We start from the raw sequence: 18830 nt of genomic DNA on the forward strand, positions 1-18830 counted from the left end.
CAACGGAAACGGCGGCGGGAACAGTCCGAGTTCCCTGAAAGCCGGTTCCACGAAGGAGGAAGTCATGGCTAAGCAGACGATCCCCGGAGTTCAGACCGGTGGCGGCATCATGCCCAAGCTCATCGGTGCAGCCATCACGTTCGCGGTTCTCGTCCTCATCGTGAAGCACCCCGCCGAATCGGCGGTTTGGGCCAAGGGAGCGTTTGAGCTCTTCCTGGCCCTGGTCAGCGGCTTCGCGCAGTTCTTTCAGGGGCTGATGGCGTGACTGGGCAGCCCGGGGACCGGCGGCCGCTACGAGGACTCGTCCAGCTGATTCGTGATCTCAGCCAGGCGAGTTTCGAGGGACCTGATCGTCGAACCCATTTCCTTCGCGGTCTCGTCGAGGGTCGCCAGCTGGGCACGTGCCCGCTTGAGCTCCGCAACTACGTCGAGCTGTTCCGACGGTTCCGGGACGTAGGCGCCGGCATTGGGCCGAATCTTCACGATGCCGGCGTCGCGGAGGAGCTTCACCGCATTGATGGCCGTGCCCAGGGCGACGCTGTATTCCGCCGCCAGGGTTCGGTAAGGCGGAAGTTGGTCCTTCGGGGCGAATTCGCCGGCGTCGATCCGCCCCTGTAGGGCGTCGGCGACGCGCTGGCTAGCACGGCGTTTGTCCTCGCGAGCGTCGTTGGCAGCCATGCGATCAGCGTACTCGATGTTCTGACACATCCGGTTGACAGCGGAACGCGCAGCCCTTACGTTACAGAACATCAAGAAAGTTCTAGAACATCTGGAGGTAGAGATGAACGACGCGGACAGGGTCTCGGTGGGTGCCGAGCTCGCGTTTTGCGAGGCCGAGCTCGACGAGTTCGAGCAGGAGGCGGTGCAGGACTACTGGTCGCAGGTCATCGCCGACGAGCTGGGCGAGCTGCCGGTGGCGCCGTTCGTGTGGTCGGAGCTGGGTGCGGGGGAGCGCACGCGGCTTCGGCGCTACGAGCGTCGCGAGGCCGGTGCGGTGCTGCGGCTGGTCACGACCGAGGTGGACGCGGGTTCGGATTCCGGGGAGGCGGCGTGAACGGGTTGCTGAGCTGGCTGTTGTCCGGGCGGCGGGTGCCGCGGTTTTCGACCGAGGACGGATCTAGGGGTGCTAGGCGGCGGCGTGAGCTGACCTGCCCGGAGCACAAGCCCAGCAGTGGTGAGCAGGTCAGCGAGGTGTCGGTGCGGTGGACCTGTGACTGCGGTGCGTACCGCTTCGAGATCGACGCGCCTCCGCCGCACGTCGATGAGGTCCCCACGGCGGCGTATCTGGAGATGGAGCGCAAAGGCCTTCGGGGCAAGAAGGGGCCGTGGCGTTCCCAGATCACCGGCAAGCCCTTGCTGGTCGAGCGCACCGAACCGGCCGCCGAACCGGCGGTCGAGGCGTGCGCCTCGGAGCGGGCGGAGCGCGAGCTGCGCTGCGACCGGAAGGCCCGGGAGTACGTCAAGCGGTACGGGCCGAATGCGGCGCGGGATGAGGCCTACTGGGCTGATCAGAACAACGACGCCTGGATGGCTGAGGCCCTGTTCCGGGCTGCCGATCGCGTCGACGGCGGCGAGACCACCTGGCCTTTTTGATGCCCCCGACCCAGCAGCCAAGTCGCCAAACCAACCTGCTGGGCCGGGTCTCCCACCGATCACCAAACCGCTAGGAGATCTCTGATGCTACGGATCGCCACTCGCCCCTACGGGGGTGTGCGATGAAGTCCCTGATCATCGGGCTGTTGAGCCTGGTTCTGCACCTGGCCGTGACCGTCGTTTTGCCGCTGACGCTTCTGTTGGTGGCCGGGTTGCTGCGGGTCACCGTGGTGACCGTCCTTCCCCTGGTCGTGCTGTTGGCACTGGCGGTGACCTCCGGGATCGCCCGCACCGTCGGCCTCGGTCTCTTCGGCCTGGGCGTGGTCCTACGGGTGGTCATGGCCATCGTCGACGCGGCGGGCGCTCGGGTGCCTGCTCCGCGGCTTCCAGTGGGGGTGAGCCGATGACCACCGCGAAAAGCTCTTACCCAGTGCCGGTCGCTGACCTGCTGCCGCAGGCCCGCCACCTGGTCACGCAGTTGGGGCGTACGCCGAGCCGGAACCAGTTGATGGCTGAGCTGCGGATCGGGGCACCGAAGGCCCGCGAGATCCTGGACCGCCTGGCCGACGAGCAGCCGGTCCAGGCTTCCAACCCGGCCGGGCTGCACGTGGTCACCGACCCCGCCCCGGCCGAGACCGAACCCACCGAGACCCACGAGGACGAGTCCGCCGAACCCGAGCACGAGGCCGCCGAGACAGAGCAGCCGAGCGAGTCTGCCCCGACTCCGGCTGAGAAGTCGGAGCCGGTTGGCGAGGTGGGGTCTGAGCCGATCACGGTTGGCGCAGACCCGGCCAAACCCACCGACAAGCAGGCGGTGAGGCCGGTGGCGGTGTGGCCGGTGATGTTGCTGGCTTTGCCCGCGTTCGTGGCCATCTGGTCCGGGTGGGTCGGGCTCGGCCAGTTGACCGGGTTCGGGATCGTGCACCCGCTTCCGGGGATCGCGGATGGGTTCGCGATCAATACCGCGATCACGCTGCCGATCGGGGTGGAGACCTACGCGGCCTATGCCCTGCGGGTCTGGCTCTCCGGCCAAGTCCCGGCCCGTGCCCGGCGGTTCGCGAAGTACTCCGCGCTGGGCTCACTCGCCCTCGGGGCGTTGGGGCAGATCGCTTTCCACCTGATGAAGGCCGCCGGGATGACCTCGGCGCCCTGGCTCATCACCGCCGCAGTCGCGTGCCTGCCTGTCGCCGTGCTCGGCATGGGCGCGGGCCTGGCCCACCTGATCAAAGACACCCACCGGGAGGTGCAGCAATGACCGAACAGCCTCAGACCCCCAAGCCCGAGGACGACGAGCACCAGGCGGCCGAGGAACAGGCGCGCGTGCTGCGCTTCCCCTCCGAACGCCTCAACCACGACCAAGCCCAGGCCGAGGCCGAACCCGGTGCTGAGGCGCAGGTGATCGACGGCGAGCTGGTCGACGACCAGGACCAGCAGGTCGACCAGCCGCAGGCCGAGGCGGGTTCGAGCCTGGTCCGCGGTGAGAAGCGCGAGCCCGTTCTTCCCCAGTGGGCGAGCAGCGTTGAGGAGTTCCGGGAGACCGCGAAGTGGGCGGCCGGCTACGCCGGTCACACCCTGGCGTTCCACGCGGTGCGCTGCCCGGTCTACATCGCCCGCATCCTCATCCGCGTTCCACAAGGCACCCTGCGGCTGCTCCGCGGTTTCCTGCGGTGGGTGACCGACGCCGAAGGCCGGCCGGTTCGCCACGCTGCCGCTGACCGCGCCGATGCCGCCGAGTACCTGCGGCTATCTGGTCAGCGTGACAGCCGCGTGCGAGGCCGCATCTACACGACCGTCGGGTTGGGCGTGGCCGCCCTGGCGGCGTTCTTCTTGGGCCGCGAGCTGCTGCCCGAGATCGTGCAGTACGCGATCATGGCCGGCGCCATTGGTGCCGTGGGTTGGTTGGGTGCTCCGGCGGATCAGCCGATCGCTTCCCGTGCGGTGGAGGCGACGAAGGTTCCGAAGCTGACCAGCAACGCCGTCGAAATCGCCCTGTCCGCCCTGGGCATCTCCGGCATCAACCAGGCCATGGGCAAGGGCGGCGAAGGCATCGGGTTCCCCAAGCCCATCTCCCGCGACGGCAAGGGATGGCGGGCCGACATCGACCTCCCGCACGGTGTCACCCCAGGCGACATCATGGACCGCCGCGAAAAACTCGCGAGTGGTCTCCGCCGACCCCTCGGGTGCGTGTGGCCTGAAGCCGACAACGGCGAGCACGCGGGCCGGTTGATCCTGTGGGTGGGGGATCAGGACATGCGCAAGGCCAAGCAACCCGCCTGGGCACTGCGCAAGGGCGTCAAGGTCGATCTCTTCCAGTCCCAGCCCTTCGGCACCGACCAACGCGGCCGGTGGGTCGACCTGCGGTTGATGTTCACCTCGGTGGCGATCGGGGCGATCCCCCGGATGGGCAAGACCTTCGCCCTACGCGAGCTCCTGCTCATCGCCGCACTCGACCCGCGCGCCGAGTTGCACACCTACGACCTCAAGGGCACCGGCGACCTCGACCCCCTGGAAAAGGTCACCCACGCCCACGGCGTCGGAGACGACGACGAGGAGATCGAAAAGGCTATTAGTGACCTGCGCAAACTCCGCGACGAGCTCCGCCGCCGCGCCAAGCTCATCCGGGACCTGGCCAAGCAGGGTCTCGCGCCGGAGAACAAGGTCACCCCGGACCTCGCGGGCAAGAAGTCGCTGGGTCTGCACCCGATTGTCATCGGGGTGGATGAGTGCCAGGTGTGGTTCGAGCACCCCGACTACGGCGAGGAATTCGAAGCCATATGCACCGACCTCGTCAAACGCGGACCGGCGCTCGGGATCATCATCATGCTGGCCACCCAGCGCCCCGACGCGAAGAGCCTGCCCACGGGCATCTCGGCGAACGTGTCCACTCGGTTCTGCCTGAAGGTCCAAGGGCAGACGGAGAACGACATGGTCCTGGGGACCTCGAAGTACAAGCAGGGCGTGCGGGCCACGACGTTCGCCTGGGCGGACAAGGGCATCGGCTACCTGGTCGGTGAAGGCTCCGACGCCCAAATCGTGCGCACCGTTGCTGGTCTGGACGGTCCGGCCTCGGAGAAGGTGGCCGCCTACGCCCGCACCTTGCGCGAGAAGGCTGGAACGCTGACCGGCCACGCCATCGGCGAGGCCCCGGACGTCGACGAGTCGGTGTCCAAGAAGGACACGTTGCTCGAAGACATCCTGGCCGTGGTCGGCGAGACCGAGAAGAAGGTCTGGAACGAACGCGTCATCGCCCGCCTCTACGAGCTACGGCCGGAGGTCTACGGCACCTACACCGAGTCGGCCGACCTCACCGCGGCTTTGAAGCGCCACGGCATCCGCACCGCCCAGGTGTGGGGCACCACCGACGACAACAAGGGCGCCAGCCGCATCGGCATCACCCGCGCCGACATCGCCCACGAAGTCGCGGAACGTAACCGCCGCGAGGGGTCCGGCTAGCCCTCGCTGGGTCTCTAGACCTAGACGACCACGCCTCTAGGTCTAGAGACCCCGCTAGACCCCCATCCCGTTCCTCACCAGCGCCCTAGTCCCTAGAGGTGCGTGGGCCAGTGCGCCCAAAAACAGCCCAGGAGGCCACCTGTGACCCCCGTCGACTCCGCTAGCACCGTCCTGTTCCTCGCACTCCTGTTGGTCACGTTCGGTTACGGCGTGACGTGCTGGTTCTGGCCCTTCAAGCCCTGCCGCACCTGCCGAGGCGGCGGAAAGCTCCGCTCCCCGTTCGGCCGCGCGATCCGCCTCTGCCGCCGCTGCACCGGCACCGGGCTCCGGCTGCGCCCCGGCCGCCGGGTCATCAACGCCGCTCGCCGCATCCACCGCGCCCACCACCACCGCCACTGACGAAGCCCGCCATGACCAACTCGACCGAAAGGAGGCCGATGGTGACGAACCTGGAGAAGCCGTATGGCGAGACGGAGTTCGACCCGGTGCGGGCGTTCCTGGGCTGCCTTATGGCCTGCTCCGCCGAGCGTGCCAGGGAGCTGTTGGCCGGGATGCGCCCATCCGATGCCGACCCCGGTGTGCGCGGGGTCGTGTTCGACCTGGCCGTGCGGGTCACCGGGGCCGGTGTCTCGCCGGACCCGCAGGTGCTGGTCGCCGAAGCCCGCCGCCGTGGCCTGCTGGCCACTCGGGACCAGGCTCACGGCCTGGCGATGTGGGTCTTCGAGACCTACCAGCGGGCTCCGTGGCCGGAGGCCGGATGGGTGCTGCGCACGCACGTCCTCGAAACCGCCTACCGCCGTGCCGTTGCCGAGCACGCCCAGCGCCTGGCACAGGCTGCCGAGACCGCCGCGACCGAACAGCTGCCGGCCCTGCTGGAGCCGAGCGATGAGCTGGTGGACCTGGGACAGCGCCTGGCCACCGACCTCGCCCGGTGGCAGCGCGACATCGGTCCGGACGTGATCGAGCACCGGAGGGCCGCATGACACACGCAGAACACCTCGACGACGGAGCCTCGGGTGAGGGTGGCCGGGTCGTGCCGTTCCCGACCCCGGCGGGGGCGGACGAGACCCCGTTGCCGGTGGTGGGGTTTCCGAACCTCAGCCCGGCGGCGTTGCAGGGCACCGCGGGCCGGATCGTCCGCGAGGTCGCGCCGACGACCGAGGCGCACCCGGCCGCGCTGCTGGCGATCCTGCTGTCCACCTTCGGCGCCTGGATCGGCACCGGCTCCTACCTCTACCGCGCCAACAGCGTCCACCCCGGCCGCGTGTGGCCGCTGATCACCGGCCGCACCTCCGACGGCGCGAAGGGCACCGCGCAGGCGGTCATCGAGCGGTTGTTCCGCGAGGTCGCCAAAACCTCCGAGTGGCCGCTGAAGACCGTCCGGGGCCTGTCCTCGGGTGAGGGCCTGATCGAGCAGGTCGCCGACGAGAAGGACGACGACACCGGCGAGATCACCCCGCGCACGGATCGTCGGTTGCTGGTCGTGGAGGAGGAGTACGCGAAGGTACTGGCCCAATTCGAGCGCTCGGGCAACACGCTGTCGATGACCCTGCGGGAGGCCTGGGACGGCAAGAACCTGCAGTCGGTGACCCGCTCCAACCCGGTCACTGCCACCGACCCGAGCATCACGGTGATCGGTCACGTCACGCCGCGCGAGCTGCGCGAGCGCATGACCAGCGCCGAGGTCTTCGGTGGCGGGCTCAACCGGATGCTCATTGTGGCCAGCCGCCGCACCCAGCTGCTGCCCGAAGGCGGCAACCTCCCCGACGGCATGGTCGCCGACCTCGCCGGACAGCTCGCCGACCGGCTGCGCAAGCTCTCCAGCTTGGGCGAGGTGCCGTTCACCCCGGCCGCGATCGAGGCGTGGGAGCCGATCTACCGCGACCTCGCCCGCCCCCGCCCGGACGGCCCGGTCACCGCGCTGCTGGCACGGGGGCGGCCGATGATCCCGCGCATCGCGCTGGTCTACGCCCTCCTCGACGGCTCCCAGGCCGTGGACGCCGAGCACCTGCAGGCCGCCCGGGCGCTGTGGGCCTACACCGAGGAGTCCATTCACTGGCTCTACGGCCAGCTCGACGACCAGGAAGAAGTCGAACGCCTCATGGCCTGGCTCGCCGAAGCCGGAGAGACAGGCCGCGGCAAGTCCGAGGTCTACAACGACTTCGCCAAGCGCCACAAGAAGGCCGCCGAGCAGGCCCTCGAAACGATCGCCCTGCTCATCCGCGACGGCATCGTCACCCAAGAAACCCGCACCGGCCGCGGCCGGCCCTCAACCCGGTTCATCCTCCGCCCCCAGGCTCGCCAGCCCTGCGGAAGAAGCGGAAGTGCGGAAAAAGTCCCAGAGCAACCGCCCTGACCAGGCAAGACCAGCACGCGACTTTCGCCGCGACCCTGCGGAAGAACTGCGGAAAAAGCCCCCCACACCGACTTTCTCCGCACTTCTTCCGCACCCACCCCGGAAGAAGTGCTGGCACCAAAACGCCAGGTCACTGGCCGGTTTCCCGCACTTCTTCCGCATTTCCGCTTCTTCCGCAGACCCACCGCACCAAACAGCCCGCATAACGCGGGCAAGGCACGCACGTGCCAGACCAGGGGAGGAACCAGGACATGGATACGCGCCGAGCGCCCATGACTGTTGCTGAGTTCTGCCGAGAGCTCCGGATCGCCCGCTCCACCTTCTACGAGTGGCGCGCGAAGGGGATCGGCCCGCGTTGCATGAAGTTGCCTAACGGCGAACTGCGCATCCGGCAGGCAGAGGCCGAGCGCTGGTTCGACGCTCACGAGGAGGCCGCCTGATGAAGACCTCGTACGAAGTCAGGCTGTGGAAGAGGCGAAAGTACGTCGGGAAGACACGGACCACCCACTACGTGCGCTGGGCGGTCGCGAAACAGGAGTTCCAGAAGGGCTTCTCGTCGGCCGGTCTGGCCAAGAGCTTTGAATCGAAGCTCAACTCGGCGATGGCCGAAGGCGTCGCGTTCGATGTCGCCTGCGGCCTGCCGGTCACGATGCTGAAGGCGGAAGAGTCGAAGATCGGGTGGTTTGAGTTCGCTCGGGACTACCTGGCTATGAAGTGGCCCGATGCATCACCCGGTCACCGCAAGAGCCTGGTCGACTCCCTGACACCGATCACGATCTGGATGCTGAAGACCCAGCCGTCAGAGCGTGACCAGAAGGCCGTGCGTGCGGCGTTGAGGCGCGGCCTGAACCCCAGCTGGCGAGACGAAGAGCACCCGGCCGAGACCACGCGACGGCTCCGGTGGGTTCAGGACAACAGTCGGCAGGTGGCTGAGCTTTCTGAACCGGACGTGCTTCGACGGCTCCTGGCGGCCCTCGATCTCAAGCTCGACGGTGCTCGGGCAGCTGCGGACACGATCCGTCTGCGGCGGACAACGCTCGGCAACGCCCTGGATTACGCGGTCGAGACGAAGGTGCTGGCGGAGAACCCTTTGACGGAGGTGCGGGTGAAGAAACACCGGACACGGATGCAGCAGGTTGACCGACGCAGCGTCGTCAACCCAACGCAGGCCCGACAGCTCCTCGGAGCGGTTGGTGAGGTGAATGAACGACTGCAGGCGTTCTTCGCTCTGATGTACTTCGCGGCGCTTCGTCCGGAGGAGGCCGCGAACCTCCGCAAGCACAACTTGTCGCTGCCGCGGTCAGGGTGGGGTGAGCTCTTTCTTGAGCAGTCGGCCCCCGAGATCGGTGCCGAGTGGACTGACTCGCGGATCCGGAGCGAGCAGCGGTCGCTGAAGCACCGGGAGGACGGCAGTGGTCGTCAGGTGCCGTGTCCGCCCGAGCTGACGCAGTACCTGCACGACCACCTCGACAAGTTCGGGACCGCTGCTGACGGCCGTCTCTTCCGAGGACGGCGGAACGGAGGGCGGATCTCAAGCACGGTCTACGGCCGGGCCTGGGCTAAAGCCCGGGAAACCGCCCTCACCCCGGAACAGGCTCACTCGCCGCTCGGGAAACGGCCTTATGACCTACGCCATGCCGCGGTGTCCACCTGGCTCAACGGCGGGGTCGAGCCGACTCGTGTCGCCGAATGGGCCGGCCACAGCGTTGGCGTGCTGCTTCGCGTCTACGCGAAGTGTCTAGACGGCGGCGAGCAGGCAGCCCGCCAGCGAGTGGAACAGGCGCTAGCCCAAGCCTGAGCTTTGCCGTGTATTTGCCGTGGACGGTCGTACACGGCCGGACGACGCCGGACACAGCCGGACTGCAAAGCAAAGACCCCGTGACCGCTTTGATGCTGGTCACGGGGTCTTTTTCCTGCTTGTGCCGGGTGGAGGATTCGAACCTCCGAAGGCAATGCCGGCTGATTTACAGTCAGCTCCCTTTGGCCGCTCGGGCAACCCGGCGTGCTCGCCAGCGTGCTGGCTTGCGAGAAAAGCATACAGACCAGTCGTCGCCGTTCCTCAGCGGGGGTGCGGATCAGGCTTCTTCTGGGCGGAAGACCAGGTCGTCGGCTTTGGCCTCGCCCGCGCGCAGGATCTCGCGGGCCTCGTCGTCGAGGGTGCCGGGGAAGTCCGGGCCTGCTGCCTTGATCAGGACCAGGAGGCGTTTCGCCAGGCCGCGGGCTTGGGTGAGGCGGATCTGGTCGGCCGTCAGCAGCTGGCGGGACTCGTCGAGCATCTTGCGGTAGCGGTGGTTGAGGTCCGCGCGGGAGTCGAGGAGTTCCAGCGCTCGCGTGAGATCCGCGAGTTCCGACGTTTCGACCTGGACGAAGTACGGCTCGAGCACGCGCACGACCCTACTGGTGGCGGATCGACGTCGGCGGTCCTGCTCAGCGGCTTCGTCGGGTTAGCGTGGAGGTATGGCCATCGACCGCGCGGCACGCGCGAAGCGGCGCGAGGAGTTGCGGGCCGCTGCGCCCGCACCCGTCCCGGAGCGCTCCAGCGCGGGGAGCGCGGCGATGGAGGTCGAGGGGCTGTTCAACGTCGGGGTCAAGCACCAGCTCGACCAGCTCGCCTGGGTCGAGGTGGCGAAGGAGGACGAGCGGGAGTCCGGTGCTGGCCCGCTCGACCTGGAATCCGAAGTCGTGCGGCTCAAGCCCTCGGATTCGGCCTAGGCCGGTCGCGCCCGCTCAGGGCTGATGCGCGCGGTCGGCCCGACTCCGTATGTTCGAAGTGTGCCCTCGAGCGCTCCTTCCACCCCTGGGTCTGCCACCGACGTCGGCCCCGGCTACCGCGACCACCTGCACTGGCAGCGTTATCAGGCGTTCTTCCCCGGCGCGCTGCGCCTGAGCGCCGACAACGCACCCGACGAGCAGTGGTGGCAGTGGCGCGGGCTGAAGGTGCACGTGGACCGCGTCGAGCGCGCCGGCGCTCCCGCCAAGGTCATCGCGCTGCACGGCGTCGGCACCTACGGGCGGATGCTCGCCCCCTACGGCAGGCTGCCCGCGCTGGCCGACCTCGACTACATCGCGCCTGACCTGCCCGGATTCGGCCTCACCGGGACGCCGCTGCTCGGCGCGACCTACTCGGACTGGCTGAACTGCGCGCGCGACCTGGTGGAGCGCGAGAAGGCGCGCGATTCGCGTCCCGTCGTGCTGCTGGGCGTGAGCACCGGGGGCCGGCTCGCCTACGACGTCGCGGCGAGCACCGAGGTCGACGGCGTCATCGCGACCTGCCTGGCCGACCCGTGCCGCGACGAGGTCCGGCGGGTGCTGGCCGCGCGACCCGAGATGGCGCGCTGGGCCGGTCTGCTCGCGCTCGTGCGCCAACCGCTGTCGGCGGTGCGGGTGCCCGTGCACTGGCTGGTCAACATCGCCGCCGTGTCCAACCAGACCCAGTACGCCAACCTCGCCTGGGCCGACGAGCTCGCCGGTGGCGGCTGGATCTCGCTTCGCTTCGCCCGCAGCTGCCTGACCACCGGACCGGTGCTGCCGCCCGAGCGGTTCACCGGGACGCCGCTGCTGCTCGCGCACCCCGACGAGGACCGCTGGACGCCGCCGCTGCTGTCGGAGGAGTTCTTCGACCGCATCGCCGGGCCGGCCCGCACGACCGGGCTGCGCGGGTCCGGTCACCTGCCCGTCGAGGAGTCCGGGCTGGCCGACCTGGACCGTGCTGTGCGTGACTTCCTGGACGAGTTCGATCTCCAAGGATGACGTTTTGTGGTTAGACCGAATACGTACCGTTACCTCCGTCTGATGTTGTTGCGGTGATCCTCACAAAGTTGTGAGTCAGCTGTGAGAAGCCCAAAAGCTTCTTGCGCTCCACCGTGCTCGGCGAAATTTCCGCAGGTCAGAGTGGCCTTGATGGAAAGCGGTTCCGCACCACCCCCCGGTTGAACCCATCTGATGCGTGCATCCGGAGTGCGTCGCGAGGGCCATTCGACCCTGGCCATCCGTGCTCTCGTGCGTCACGATCGGCGGACGGACATATGTGGTACGGCCGTATCGCCAGCGGGAGGAGCGTGGATGATCGAGCGTCACCGCTCCCTCGGTCCGCATTCCGGTCTGGAACCATCCAGGCCACCGGTCAGAGCCGAAGTCGATCCGGTGCGCCGCCGGATGTTCGCGAGCTTCTCGTTCGTGGTGCTCGCCGCGGGCGTGGGAGTCTCCCTGCTCACCGCGGGCGGCCTCGAGTCGCGCTACACCCCTGAACTGCTGTTCATCGGTCCGCTGCTGGCCGTCGGTTTCCTGCTCGCCGAGCAGCTGACCATCGACGTCGACGTCAAGCGCGTCGGCTGGACGATCTCCTTCACCGAGATCCCGCTGCTGCTCGGCCTGCTCACCGCGCCGTTCGAAGTGGTGCTCGCGGCGAACCTGCTGGCCGGGCTCGGCGCCCAGGTGGGCAGGCGCGCGGCCACCCACGTCGTCTACAACGGCGGCGTGCTGTGCCTGGAGATCGCGGTGCCGTTCGCGGTCGCCAACCTGGTCAACCAGGCCCTCATCGGCGTCGCCCCCGATTGGTTCGGGCCCGTCGTCGGCACGCTGACCTCGCCGCTGATCAGCTGCGGGTTCGCGCTGGCCGCGCTGACCGTGCTGGGCGGTGCCATGAAGGTCGCCGCGGGCGCGCGGCTGGCCGGGCGCACGCTGGCCGTCGGCCTGCTCAACACCTCCGTCGGCCTGATCGGGTACGAGGTCGCCATCGGCACGCCGTGGGGCTGGCTGCTGGTCGGGCTCGTCGCCGTCGCCGTGATCGGCCTGTACCGGGCCTACTCCGACCTGCTGCGCGAGCAGCGCGACCTGGAGGCGCTCAGCGACGTCAGCCTCAGCGTGGCCCGCTCCGGGCAGGGCGCGCAGACCTCGCCCGACCCCGTCGGCGAGCAGGCCGTGCCGGTCGGCGAGTGGGAACCCGTCGCCGAGCGGATCCGCGAACAGCTCAACGCCACCCGGGTCGTGCTGCGGCTGCGGCTGGACCCGCGCGGCGAGGTCACCACGCTGGTCGCCGGTGAAGTCATGCCCGAGGCCGCGGTCCAGGCGGCACCGGACGCGCTGCGCGACGACCCGCTGCTGCAACTGCCCAGCAGCCACGTGCGGTCCTTCCGGACGCTCGAAGCGCCGGAGGAGGTTCGCCGCGCGCTGCGGCAGCGCGGCGCCTACGAGGCGCTCGTGGTCCCGCTCCGGGGCGCCAGCCAGCTGCTCGGCGCCGTCGAGGTCCACGACCGGGTCAGCCGCTGGCGGGGATTCGGCCGCGCGGACGTGCGACTGCTGCACACCCTGGCCAGCCACCTGGCCACCGCCATGGACAACCGCAGGCTGCTGGCCAGGCTGCGGCACGACGCCTACCACGATCCGCTGACCGGGCTGCTCAACCGCACCGGCTTCCGCGAGATCTCCGGGGACGAGCTCCGCGCCGGCCGCGCCGCCGTCGTGCTGCGGGTCGACCTGGATCTGCTCACCACGGTCAGCGAAGCCCTCGGATACACCTGGGGCGACCGGATGGTGGTCGCCGCCGGGCAGCGGATGCGCGAAGCCCTCGGTGATGCCCCGCTGGCCCGCCTGGAGGCCAACTCGTTCGCCGTCCTGCTGCTCGACCACACCGAGGAGCAGGCGCACCAGGTGGCGCTGCGGCTGTGCGACGTGATCGCCATGTCCTACCCGCTGGACCGGATAGTCGTCGAGGCCGCCGGGGTCGCGGGCTACGCCTCCTCGGCACCCGCCGACGGTGAGGCCGAGACCGACGTCGACACGCTGCTCCAGCACGCCGATGTGGCGGTGCGGGCCGCGCGCAACGGCGAGGACGGCGTGCGCTGCTACGCCCCGGCCATGGGTCAGGTGTTCCTGCGCCGCTTCCAGCTGGTCACCCAGTTCAGGCAGGCGCTGGACACCGGTCAGGTCGAGGTGCACTACCAGCCGAAGGTGGCGCTGCCGGAACGCCAGGTCGTCGGCGCCGAGGCCCTGGTGCGCTGGTCGCACCCGGAGTACGGGCGGCTGGACCCCGACGAGTTCGTGCCGCTGGTGGAGGCCACCGGGCTGGTCGACGCGCTCACCGCGTTCGTCATGGAGTGCGCGCTGGTCAAGATCCGGCAGTGGCTGGACCGCGGGCTGCGGATGTCGGTGGCGGTGAACCTGTCGGTGCGCAACCTCGCCGACGAGACCTTCCCCGAGCGGGTCGCCGAGGCGCTCGAACGCCACGACATCCCGCCCGAGCTGCTCACCCTGGAGCTGACCGAGTCCAGCGTGATGGCGGACAAGGAGCGGTCGCTGCCGGTCCTGCGGCGGTTGCACGCGATGGGCGTGGTGCTCGCGGTGGACGACTTCGGCACCGGCTACTCGTCGCTGGCCTACCTGCGGCAGCTGCCGGTGGACGAGGTCAAGATCGACAAGAGCTTCGTGCTGGGCATGGGAACCGATCTCAGCGACCTGGCGGTGGTGCGCACGATCGTCGAGCTCGGCCACTCCCTGGACCTCGCCGTGGTCGCCGAGGGCGTCGAGGACGACGCCGCGCGGGACCAGCTGGTGGGCATGGGCTGCGACGTGGCCCAGGGCTACCTGATCTCCCGCCCGCTGTCCGAGGAGCGCTTCGAGGCGTGGCTGCAGGCCCGCACCAAGCGCGATCGGGGCAGCCGCGAGGAGACCGTGCTCACACTCCTGCACTGATGTCCGAATTCGCCCGATCCGGTGGGGTGCCCTGTGAAAAGGCGGCTATGACCTGCGTTTTCGCAAAAGGGCACCCCCCTGTTCCGGGGGGTCCCGCAGGTGTGTAAAGTTCTAATCGCTCCGCAAGGGCACGCCCCAATAGCTCAGTCGGCAGAGCGTCGCCATGGTAAGGCGAAGGTCTACGGTTCGATTCCGTATTGGGGCTCGAAAGGCAGCCGCGGTGCTCGGTAAACTGGGTGCTGTGGCTGTTTTGCGTGGGATATCCTGCGTCGCTTGAGGCAACCGGTGCACACCGCGGCCTCGGCATGGCGGTGTAGCTCAGTCGGTAGAGCAAGCGGCTCATAATCGCTGTGTCGCCGGTTCAAGTCCGGCCACCGCTACCAGTCACGGGTTCGCAAGGATCTCTCCAGCGAACCGACCCGTTACGACCGAGAGAAAGGCACCCCCGTGGCCGCCACCGACGTTCGACCCAAGATCACGCTGGCGTGCGAGGAGTGCAAGAACCGCAACTACATCACCAACAAGAACCGGCGCAACAACCCGGACCGCTTGGAGATGAAGAAGTTCTGCATGAACTGCGGCACGCACAAGCTCCACAAGGAGACCCGCTGATCCCAGCGGTTCCTTCGGAACGCCTTCGAGAGCCCGTCCCCGGTTGATCCGGGGCCGGGCTCTTCTCGTTCTCCGGGGTGTCGGCGGCTCGGGCGGTCGTCGGAAGGTCACAGCGGCTCCGCCGATCCGGATCAGACCTAGTAGCCTTCCCGCGTGCCGCTCGACCAGTCATTCATCGGACGTGAATACCCGCCCACCGAGCCCTACGAGGTGGGCCGGGAGAAGATCCGCGAGTTCGCCCGCGCGATCAAGGACGACTCCCCGCTGCACCACGACGTCGAGGCTGCCAAGTCCGCCGGCTACCCGGACGTGATCGCGCCGCCGACCTTCGCGGTGATCCTCTCCATGGCCGCGCAGGACCAGATCGTCGAGGACGATCAGCTCGGCGTGGACTACAGCCGCGTCGTGCACGGTCAGCAGGACTTCGTCCACCACCGGCCGATCCGCGCCGGTGACCGGCTGCTGACGGTCGCGCACGTCGACGACATCAAGACCCGCGCGGGCAACGACTTCCTGACCGTCCGGGCGGAGATCACCACCACCGACGGGGAGCAGGTCTGCACCGCCACGTCGATGTTGGTCGTGAGGGGGCCTGAGGCGTGAAGCTTTCGGAGATCAACGTCGGGGACGAGCTGCCGCCGCTGAGCGTGCCGTTGGACCGGTCCGATCTGGTCCGCTACGCGGGCGCCTCGGGCGACTTCAACCCGATCCACTGGAACGAGCGGTTCGCCAAGGAGGTCGGCCTCCCGGACGTGATCGCCCACGGGATGCTGACCATGGCGCTGGCCGGCCGGCTGGTGAGCAGCTGGACCGGCGATCCGGGCGCGATCGTGCGCTACGGCGTGAGGTTCACCCGCCCGGTGGTCGTCCCGGACGACGGCAGCGGCGCCGTGGTGGAGCTCGGCGGCAAGGTCGCGAAGATCAACGACGACGGCACGATCAAGGTCAACATCACCGCGAAGTCCGCCGATCAGGGCGTGCTGGGCGGCGCTTCGGCCACGGTCCGCATCCCTGCGTGACGCACTGCGCTCACCAGCGGTGAAGTCGTCTTCTCGCCAACACGGGGGGTGCCGTTGGAGAAGCGTTCTCCACGTGCCGTACACTTTCGAACCTGGGATGCCTGAGCACCTTGAAACCCACAGTTTCAAGGCTGGTGAAGGGCGTCCCGACTTTGCGGTCGGGCTTCACAGGCCGCAGAGGGGTGTAGCTCAATTGGCAGAGCAGCGGTCTCCAAAACCGCAGGTTGCAGGTTCAAGTCCTGTCACCCCTGCGTCGATGCGACGGTGAGCGGAGGATGGTCGTGAGCGAGGACCGCGAGCAGGGCCAGGACGGAGCGCGCGAGGGCGCCCGTCCGTCCAGCGCCGCGGCGCGGCGCGAGCGTCGTGCCTCCGCCCGTTCCCAGTCGGGCTCCGGTCCGGCGCGCACAACTGAGTCGAAGGGTCGGCCCACTCCCTCGCGGGATGGCCGGCAGGGTCGGGTTTCGCTGTTCCGGAAGATCGGGCGCTTCCTGCGCGAGGTCGTCGCCGAGCTGCGCAAGGTCATCTGGCCGACACGCAAGCTGCTGATGACCTACACGCTTGTGGTGCTGGTGTTCGTCAGCATCATGGTGGCGTTCGTCGCGGGTGTGGACGTGCTCTTCGCGAAGGGCGTGGGCTGGCTGTTCGGCACTGGCTGAACCTCCGGGCCCGCCTAAGTGGTGCCGGCGGCGAAACAACGACCCGGCACGCAACGCACGAGAGGAAGCGAGACCGACTGTGACCTCGCACGAGGAGACCTCCCAGGAAGCCACCGGCCTCACCGACGAGCAGGTGCAGCCCGAGGCTGCCGAAGCCGGGGCCGTGTCCGTCGAGGCTGAGGCAGCCGACGCAGTCGATTCCTCGGAAACCGACTCCGCCGAAGAGGCCGACGACGCCGCGGCCGGCGACACCGAGGCCGCTGACGGTGAGGAGACCGCGTCCGACGACGCGGAAGCCGAGGCCGACGACGAAGAGGCGGAAGCCGAAGACGTCGACCCGGTCGAGGAGCTGCGCGCAGCGCTGCGCCGCGCGCCCGGTGACTGGTACGTGATCCACTCCTACGCGGGTTACGAGAACAAGGTCAAGACCAACCTCGAGACCCGTGCTCAGACGCTCGACGTCGAGGACTACATCTTCCAGGTCGAGGTGCCGACCGAAGAGGTCACCGAGATCAAGAACGGCCAGCGTAAGATGGTGCAGCGCAAGGTGCTGCCCGGCTACATCCTGGTCCGGATGGATCTCAACGACCAGTCGTGGAGCGCCGTGCGCAACACGCCGGGTGTGACCGGATTCGTCGGTGCGACCTCCAAGCCTTCGCCGCTGACCATTGACGACGTGCTGAAGTTCCTCGCGCCGCAGGTCGAGGAGAAGAAGCCGGAAGCGGGCAAGAAGGCCGGCGCGGGTCAGACCGCCGCCGCGACCAAGACCGCGGTCGAGGTCGACTTCGAGGTCGGCGAGTCCGTCACCGTGATGGACGGCCCGTTCGCGACGCTGCCGGCCACCATCAACGAGGTCAACGCCGACGCCCAGAAGCTCAAGGTGCTGGTGTCGATCTTCGGCCGCGAGACCCCGGTCGAGCTCTCGTTCGACCAGGTCTCCAAGCTCTGACCGCTCTCCCGTCTGCGGGAGCGCGGCGGGCTGCGCGCGGATCTGGCAGGACCCGCGCAGCAGGGGCGATTCCACCGTCTCGTGGTCTCGCCAGATTCGGTGCCGCCTTCCGGCGGGATCGAGCAACCGGATAGCGAAGACACAGGAAGCAAACATGCCGCCCAAGAAGAAGAAGCTGGCAGGGATCATCAAGCTGCAGATCCAGGCCGGCCAAGCCAACCCGGCTCCGCCGGTCGGCCCGGCGCTGGGTCAGCACGGCGTCAACATCATGGAGTTCTGCAAGGCGTACAACGCGGCCACCGAGGCTCAGCGTGGCAACGTCGTGCCGGTTGAGATCTCCGTGTACGAAGACCGGTCCTTCGACTTCAAGCTGAAGACCCCGCCGGCCGCGAAGCTGCTGCTCAAGGCCGCTGGCGTGCAGAAGGGCTCCGGCGAGCCGCACAAGTCCAAGGTCGGCAAGGTCTCCATGGAGCAGGTCAAGGAGATCGCGCAGACCAAGATGGAAGACCTCAACGCCAACGACATCGACCAGGCCGCGAAGATCATCGCCGGTACTGCTCGTTCGATGGGCCTGACGGTCGAAGCCTGAGCCGCTGCCGGTTCCGCCGGCGCGCACGGGTAGTGGGAGGGCGCATGCGCGGCCCGACCAACCACAACTGATCCAACCTGACTCTTAGGACAGAAATGGCACAGCGCAGCAAGGCATACCAGCAGGCGGCCGAGCTGATCGACCGGGAGCGTCTCTACACCCCGTCGGAAGCCGCCGAGCTGGCGAAGAAGACCACCAAGGTCAAGTACGACGCCACCGTCGAGGTCGCTCTGCGGCTGGGCGTCGACCCCCGCAAGGCAGACCAGATGGTCCGCGGCACCGTGAACCTGCCGCACGGCACTGGTAAGACTGCTCGCGTCATCGTGTTCGCCACCGGCGACAAGGCCGCTGAGGCCGAGGCCGCCGGCGCGGACGCGGTTGGTTCCGAGGACCTGATCGAGCGCATTCAGGGCGGCTGGCTCGATTTCGACGCGGCGATCGCCACCCCGGACCAGATGGCCAAGGTCGGCAAGATCGCTCGGGTTCTCGGCCCGCGCGGCCTGATGCCGAACCCGAAGACCGGCACCGTCACCCCGAACGTCACCAAGGCGGTCGCGGACATCAAGGGCGGTAAGATCAACTTCCGCGTCGACAAGCAGGCCAACCTGCACTTCATCATCGGCAAGGCGTCGTTCGACACCGAGAAGCTGGTGGAGAACTACGCGGCCGCGCTGGACGAGATCCTGCGCGCCAAGCCGTCGGCGTCGAAGGGCCGGTACCTGAAGAAGGTCACCTTCACGACCACGATGGGCCCGGGCATCCCGGTGGACCCGGCCGCCACGCGCGTGTCGGCTTCCGCCTGACCCGATATCCCTTCGAAAGAGGGCGAGCGCTCCACGAGCGCTCGCCCTCTTTCGCATTCCACGACGATTCTCGTCATACCCGGATGATCGATATCCCATTTGCCCGGACG

The 18830-nt window shown here is 68.4% G+C and carries 23 protein-coding genes and 4 tRNA genes; 24 read left to right on the forward strand and 3 right to left on the reverse strand.

The window, feature by feature from the left end; translation table 11 throughout:
* Positions 1-64 precede the first annotated feature (64 nt).
* Positions 65-265 carry a hypothetical protein gene (locus AB0J91_RS21745; RefSeq protein WP_363871747.1) on the forward strand — a complete coding sequence of 67 codons (201 nt, stop codon included), beginning with the start codon at positions 65-67 and terminating at the stop codon, positions 263-265.
* Between the two features lie 26 nt (positions 266-291).
* Here AB0J91_RS21745 and AB0J91_RS21750 read toward each other — a convergent pair whose 3' ends face one another.
* Positions 292-678, reverse strand: coding sequence for a winged helix-turn-helix domain-containing protein (locus AB0J91_RS21750; protein ID WP_363871750.1), 387 nt, complete (start codon positions 676-678; stop codon positions 292-294).
* Positions 679-781: 103 nt separating this feature from the next.
* Here AB0J91_RS21750 and AB0J91_RS21755 point away from each other — a divergent pair, with 103 nt between their 5' ends.
* The 10 genes from AB0J91_RS21755 (at position 782) to AB0J91_RS21800 (ending at position 9200) form a co-directional block, all read left to right on the forward strand.
* Complete coding sequence (locus tag AB0J91_RS21755) at positions 782-1054, forward strand: hypothetical protein (RefSeq protein ID WP_363871753.1); 273 nt, start codon at positions 782-784, stop codon at positions 1052-1054.
* Entirely contained in the window at positions 1051-1593 is a 543-nt protein-coding gene (locus AB0J91_RS21760) for a hypothetical protein (RefSeq protein WP_363871756.1), read from the forward strand. The genes AB0J91_RS21755 and AB0J91_RS21760 overlap by 4 nt, the downstream gene beginning before the upstream one ends.
* 122 nt (positions 1594-1715) lie before the next feature.
* Positions 1716-2000: a hypothetical protein gene (locus AB0J91_RS21765; protein ID WP_363871759.1), complete on the forward strand. Its 285-nt coding sequence runs from the start codon at positions 1716-1718 to the stop codon at positions 1998-2000.
* Positions 1997-2848, forward strand: a complete 852-nt coding sequence (locus AB0J91_RS21770; protein WP_363871762.1) for an ABC transporter permease — start codon at positions 1997-1999, stop codon at positions 2846-2848. Before AB0J91_RS21765 ends, AB0J91_RS21770 begins: the two co-directional genes overlap by 4 nt.
* Complete coding sequence (locus AB0J91_RS21775) at positions 2845-5046, forward strand: cell division protein FtsK (RefSeq protein WP_363871765.1); 2202 nt, start codon at positions 2845-2847, stop codon at positions 5044-5046. The genes AB0J91_RS21770 and AB0J91_RS21775 overlap by 4 nt, the downstream gene beginning before the upstream one ends.
* Before the next feature lie 141 nt (positions 5047-5187).
* Entirely contained in the window at positions 5188-5445 is a 258-nt protein-coding gene (locus AB0J91_RS21780; protein ID WP_363871768.1) for a hypothetical protein, read from the forward strand.
* Between the two features lie 41 nt (positions 5446-5486).
* On the forward strand, positions 5487-6029 hold the full coding sequence (locus AB0J91_RS21785; protein ID WP_363871771.1) for a hypothetical protein: 543 nt from the start codon (positions 5487-5489) through the stop codon (positions 6027-6029).
* Positions 6026-7402 (forward strand): hypothetical protein, encoded by a 1377-nt coding sequence (locus AB0J91_RS21790; RefSeq protein WP_363871774.1) that lies wholly within the window; start codon positions 6026-6028, stop codon positions 7400-7402. Before AB0J91_RS21785 ends, AB0J91_RS21790 begins: the two co-directional genes overlap by 4 nt.
* Positions 7403-7674: 272 nt before the next feature.
* Positions 7675-7842, forward strand: a complete 168-nt coding sequence (locus tag AB0J91_RS21795) for a helix-turn-helix domain-containing protein (protein ID WP_363871777.1) — start codon at positions 7675-7677, stop codon at positions 7840-7842.
* Positions 7842-9200: a tyrosine-type recombinase/integrase gene (locus AB0J91_RS21800; protein WP_363871780.1), complete on the forward strand. Its 1359-nt coding sequence runs from the start codon at positions 7842-7844 to the stop codon at positions 9198-9200. The genes AB0J91_RS21795 and AB0J91_RS21800 overlap by 1 nt, the downstream gene beginning before the upstream one ends.
* Before the next feature lie 122 nt (positions 9201-9322).
* On the opposite strand, the gene AB0J91_RS21805 is transcribed toward AB0J91_RS21800, so the two are convergent.
* Together AB0J91_RS21805 and AB0J91_RS21810 are read right to left on the reverse strand one after the other, a co-directional pair.
* Positions 9323-9404 (reverse strand) — tRNA-Tyr (locus tag AB0J91_RS21805).
* Positions 9405-9477: 73 nt separating this feature from the next.
* Positions 9478-9786 (reverse strand): hypothetical protein, encoded by a 309-nt coding sequence (locus tag AB0J91_RS21810; RefSeq protein ID WP_363871783.1) that lies wholly within the window; start codon positions 9784-9786, stop codon positions 9478-9480.
* 73 nt (positions 9787-9859) lie between these two features.
* Here AB0J91_RS21810 and AB0J91_RS21815 point away from each other — a divergent pair, with 73 nt between their 5' ends.
* From AB0J91_RS21815 to rplA, 13 genes are all read left to right on the forward strand, one after another.
* Positions 9860-10114, forward strand: a complete 255-nt coding sequence (locus AB0J91_RS21815) for a hypothetical protein (RefSeq protein ID WP_363871786.1) — start codon at positions 9860-9862, stop codon at positions 10112-10114.
* A gap of 60 nt (positions 10115-10174) precedes the next feature.
* Complete coding sequence (locus tag AB0J91_RS21820) at positions 10175-11152, forward strand: alpha/beta fold hydrolase (RefSeq protein WP_363871789.1); 978 nt, start codon at positions 10175-10177, stop codon at positions 11150-11152.
* A 312-nt stretch (positions 11153-11464) separates the two neighbouring features.
* On the forward strand, positions 11465-14092 hold the full coding sequence (locus AB0J91_RS21825; RefSeq protein ID WP_363871792.1) for an EAL domain-containing protein: 2628 nt from the start codon (positions 11465-11467) through the stop codon (positions 14090-14092).
* Positions 14093-14224: 132 nt separating this feature from the next.
* Positions 14225-14297: transfer RNA gene (locus AB0J91_RS21830), tRNA-Thr, on the forward strand.
* A 102-nt stretch (positions 14298-14399) separates the two neighbouring features.
* Positions 14400-14475, forward strand: a tRNA-Met gene (locus AB0J91_RS21835).
* Positions 14476-14539: 64 nt separating this feature from the next.
* Entirely contained in the window at positions 14540-14704 is a 165-nt protein-coding gene (gene rpmG / locus AB0J91_RS21840) for a 50S ribosomal protein L33 (RefSeq protein WP_132621563.1), read from the forward strand.
* Positions 14705-14857: 153 nt separating this feature from the next.
* The gene (locus AB0J91_RS21845) at positions 14858-15307 is read left to right on the forward strand and encodes a MaoC family dehydratase N-terminal domain-containing protein (protein ID WP_363871795.1); all 450 of its coding nucleotides are present in this window, start codon (positions 14858-14860) and stop codon (positions 15305-15307) included.
* Entirely contained in the window at positions 15304-15723 is a 420-nt protein-coding gene (locus AB0J91_RS21850) for a MaoC family dehydratase (RefSeq protein ID WP_363871798.1), read from the forward strand. Before AB0J91_RS21845 ends, AB0J91_RS21850 begins: the two co-directional genes overlap by 4 nt.
* 178 nt (positions 15724-15901) lie before the next feature.
* Positions 15902-15974, forward strand: a tRNA-Trp gene (locus AB0J91_RS21855).
* A gap of 30 nt (positions 15975-16004) precedes the next feature.
* Positions 16005-16379, forward strand: coding sequence for a preprotein translocase subunit SecE (gene secE / locus AB0J91_RS21860; protein ID WP_363786172.1), 375 nt, complete (start codon positions 16005-16007; stop codon positions 16377-16379).
* 79 nt (positions 16380-16458) lie between these two features.
* A complete protein-coding gene (nusG, locus tag AB0J91_RS21865; protein WP_363871801.1) occupies positions 16459-17328 on the forward strand; it encodes a transcription termination/antitermination protein NusG in 870 nt (289 codons plus the stop codon).
* A 154-nt stretch (positions 17329-17482) separates the two neighbouring features.
* Positions 17483-17917, forward strand: a complete 435-nt coding sequence (rplK, locus tag AB0J91_RS21870) for a 50S ribosomal protein L11 (RefSeq protein ID WP_132621571.1) — start codon at positions 17483-17485, stop codon at positions 17915-17917.
* 95 nt (positions 17918-18012) lie between these two features.
* Positions 18013-18720: a 50S ribosomal protein L1 gene (gene rplA, locus AB0J91_RS21875; RefSeq protein ID WP_363786177.1), complete on the forward strand. Its 708-nt coding sequence runs from the start codon at positions 18013-18015 to the stop codon at positions 18718-18720.
* Positions 18721-18830: the final 110 nt, after the last annotated feature.

The sequence above is a fragment of the Saccharopolyspora sp. NPDC049357 genome (assembly GCF_040677225.1).
Lineage (GTDB): Bacteria > Actinomycetota > Actinomycetes > Mycobacteriales > Pseudonocardiaceae > Saccharopolyspora.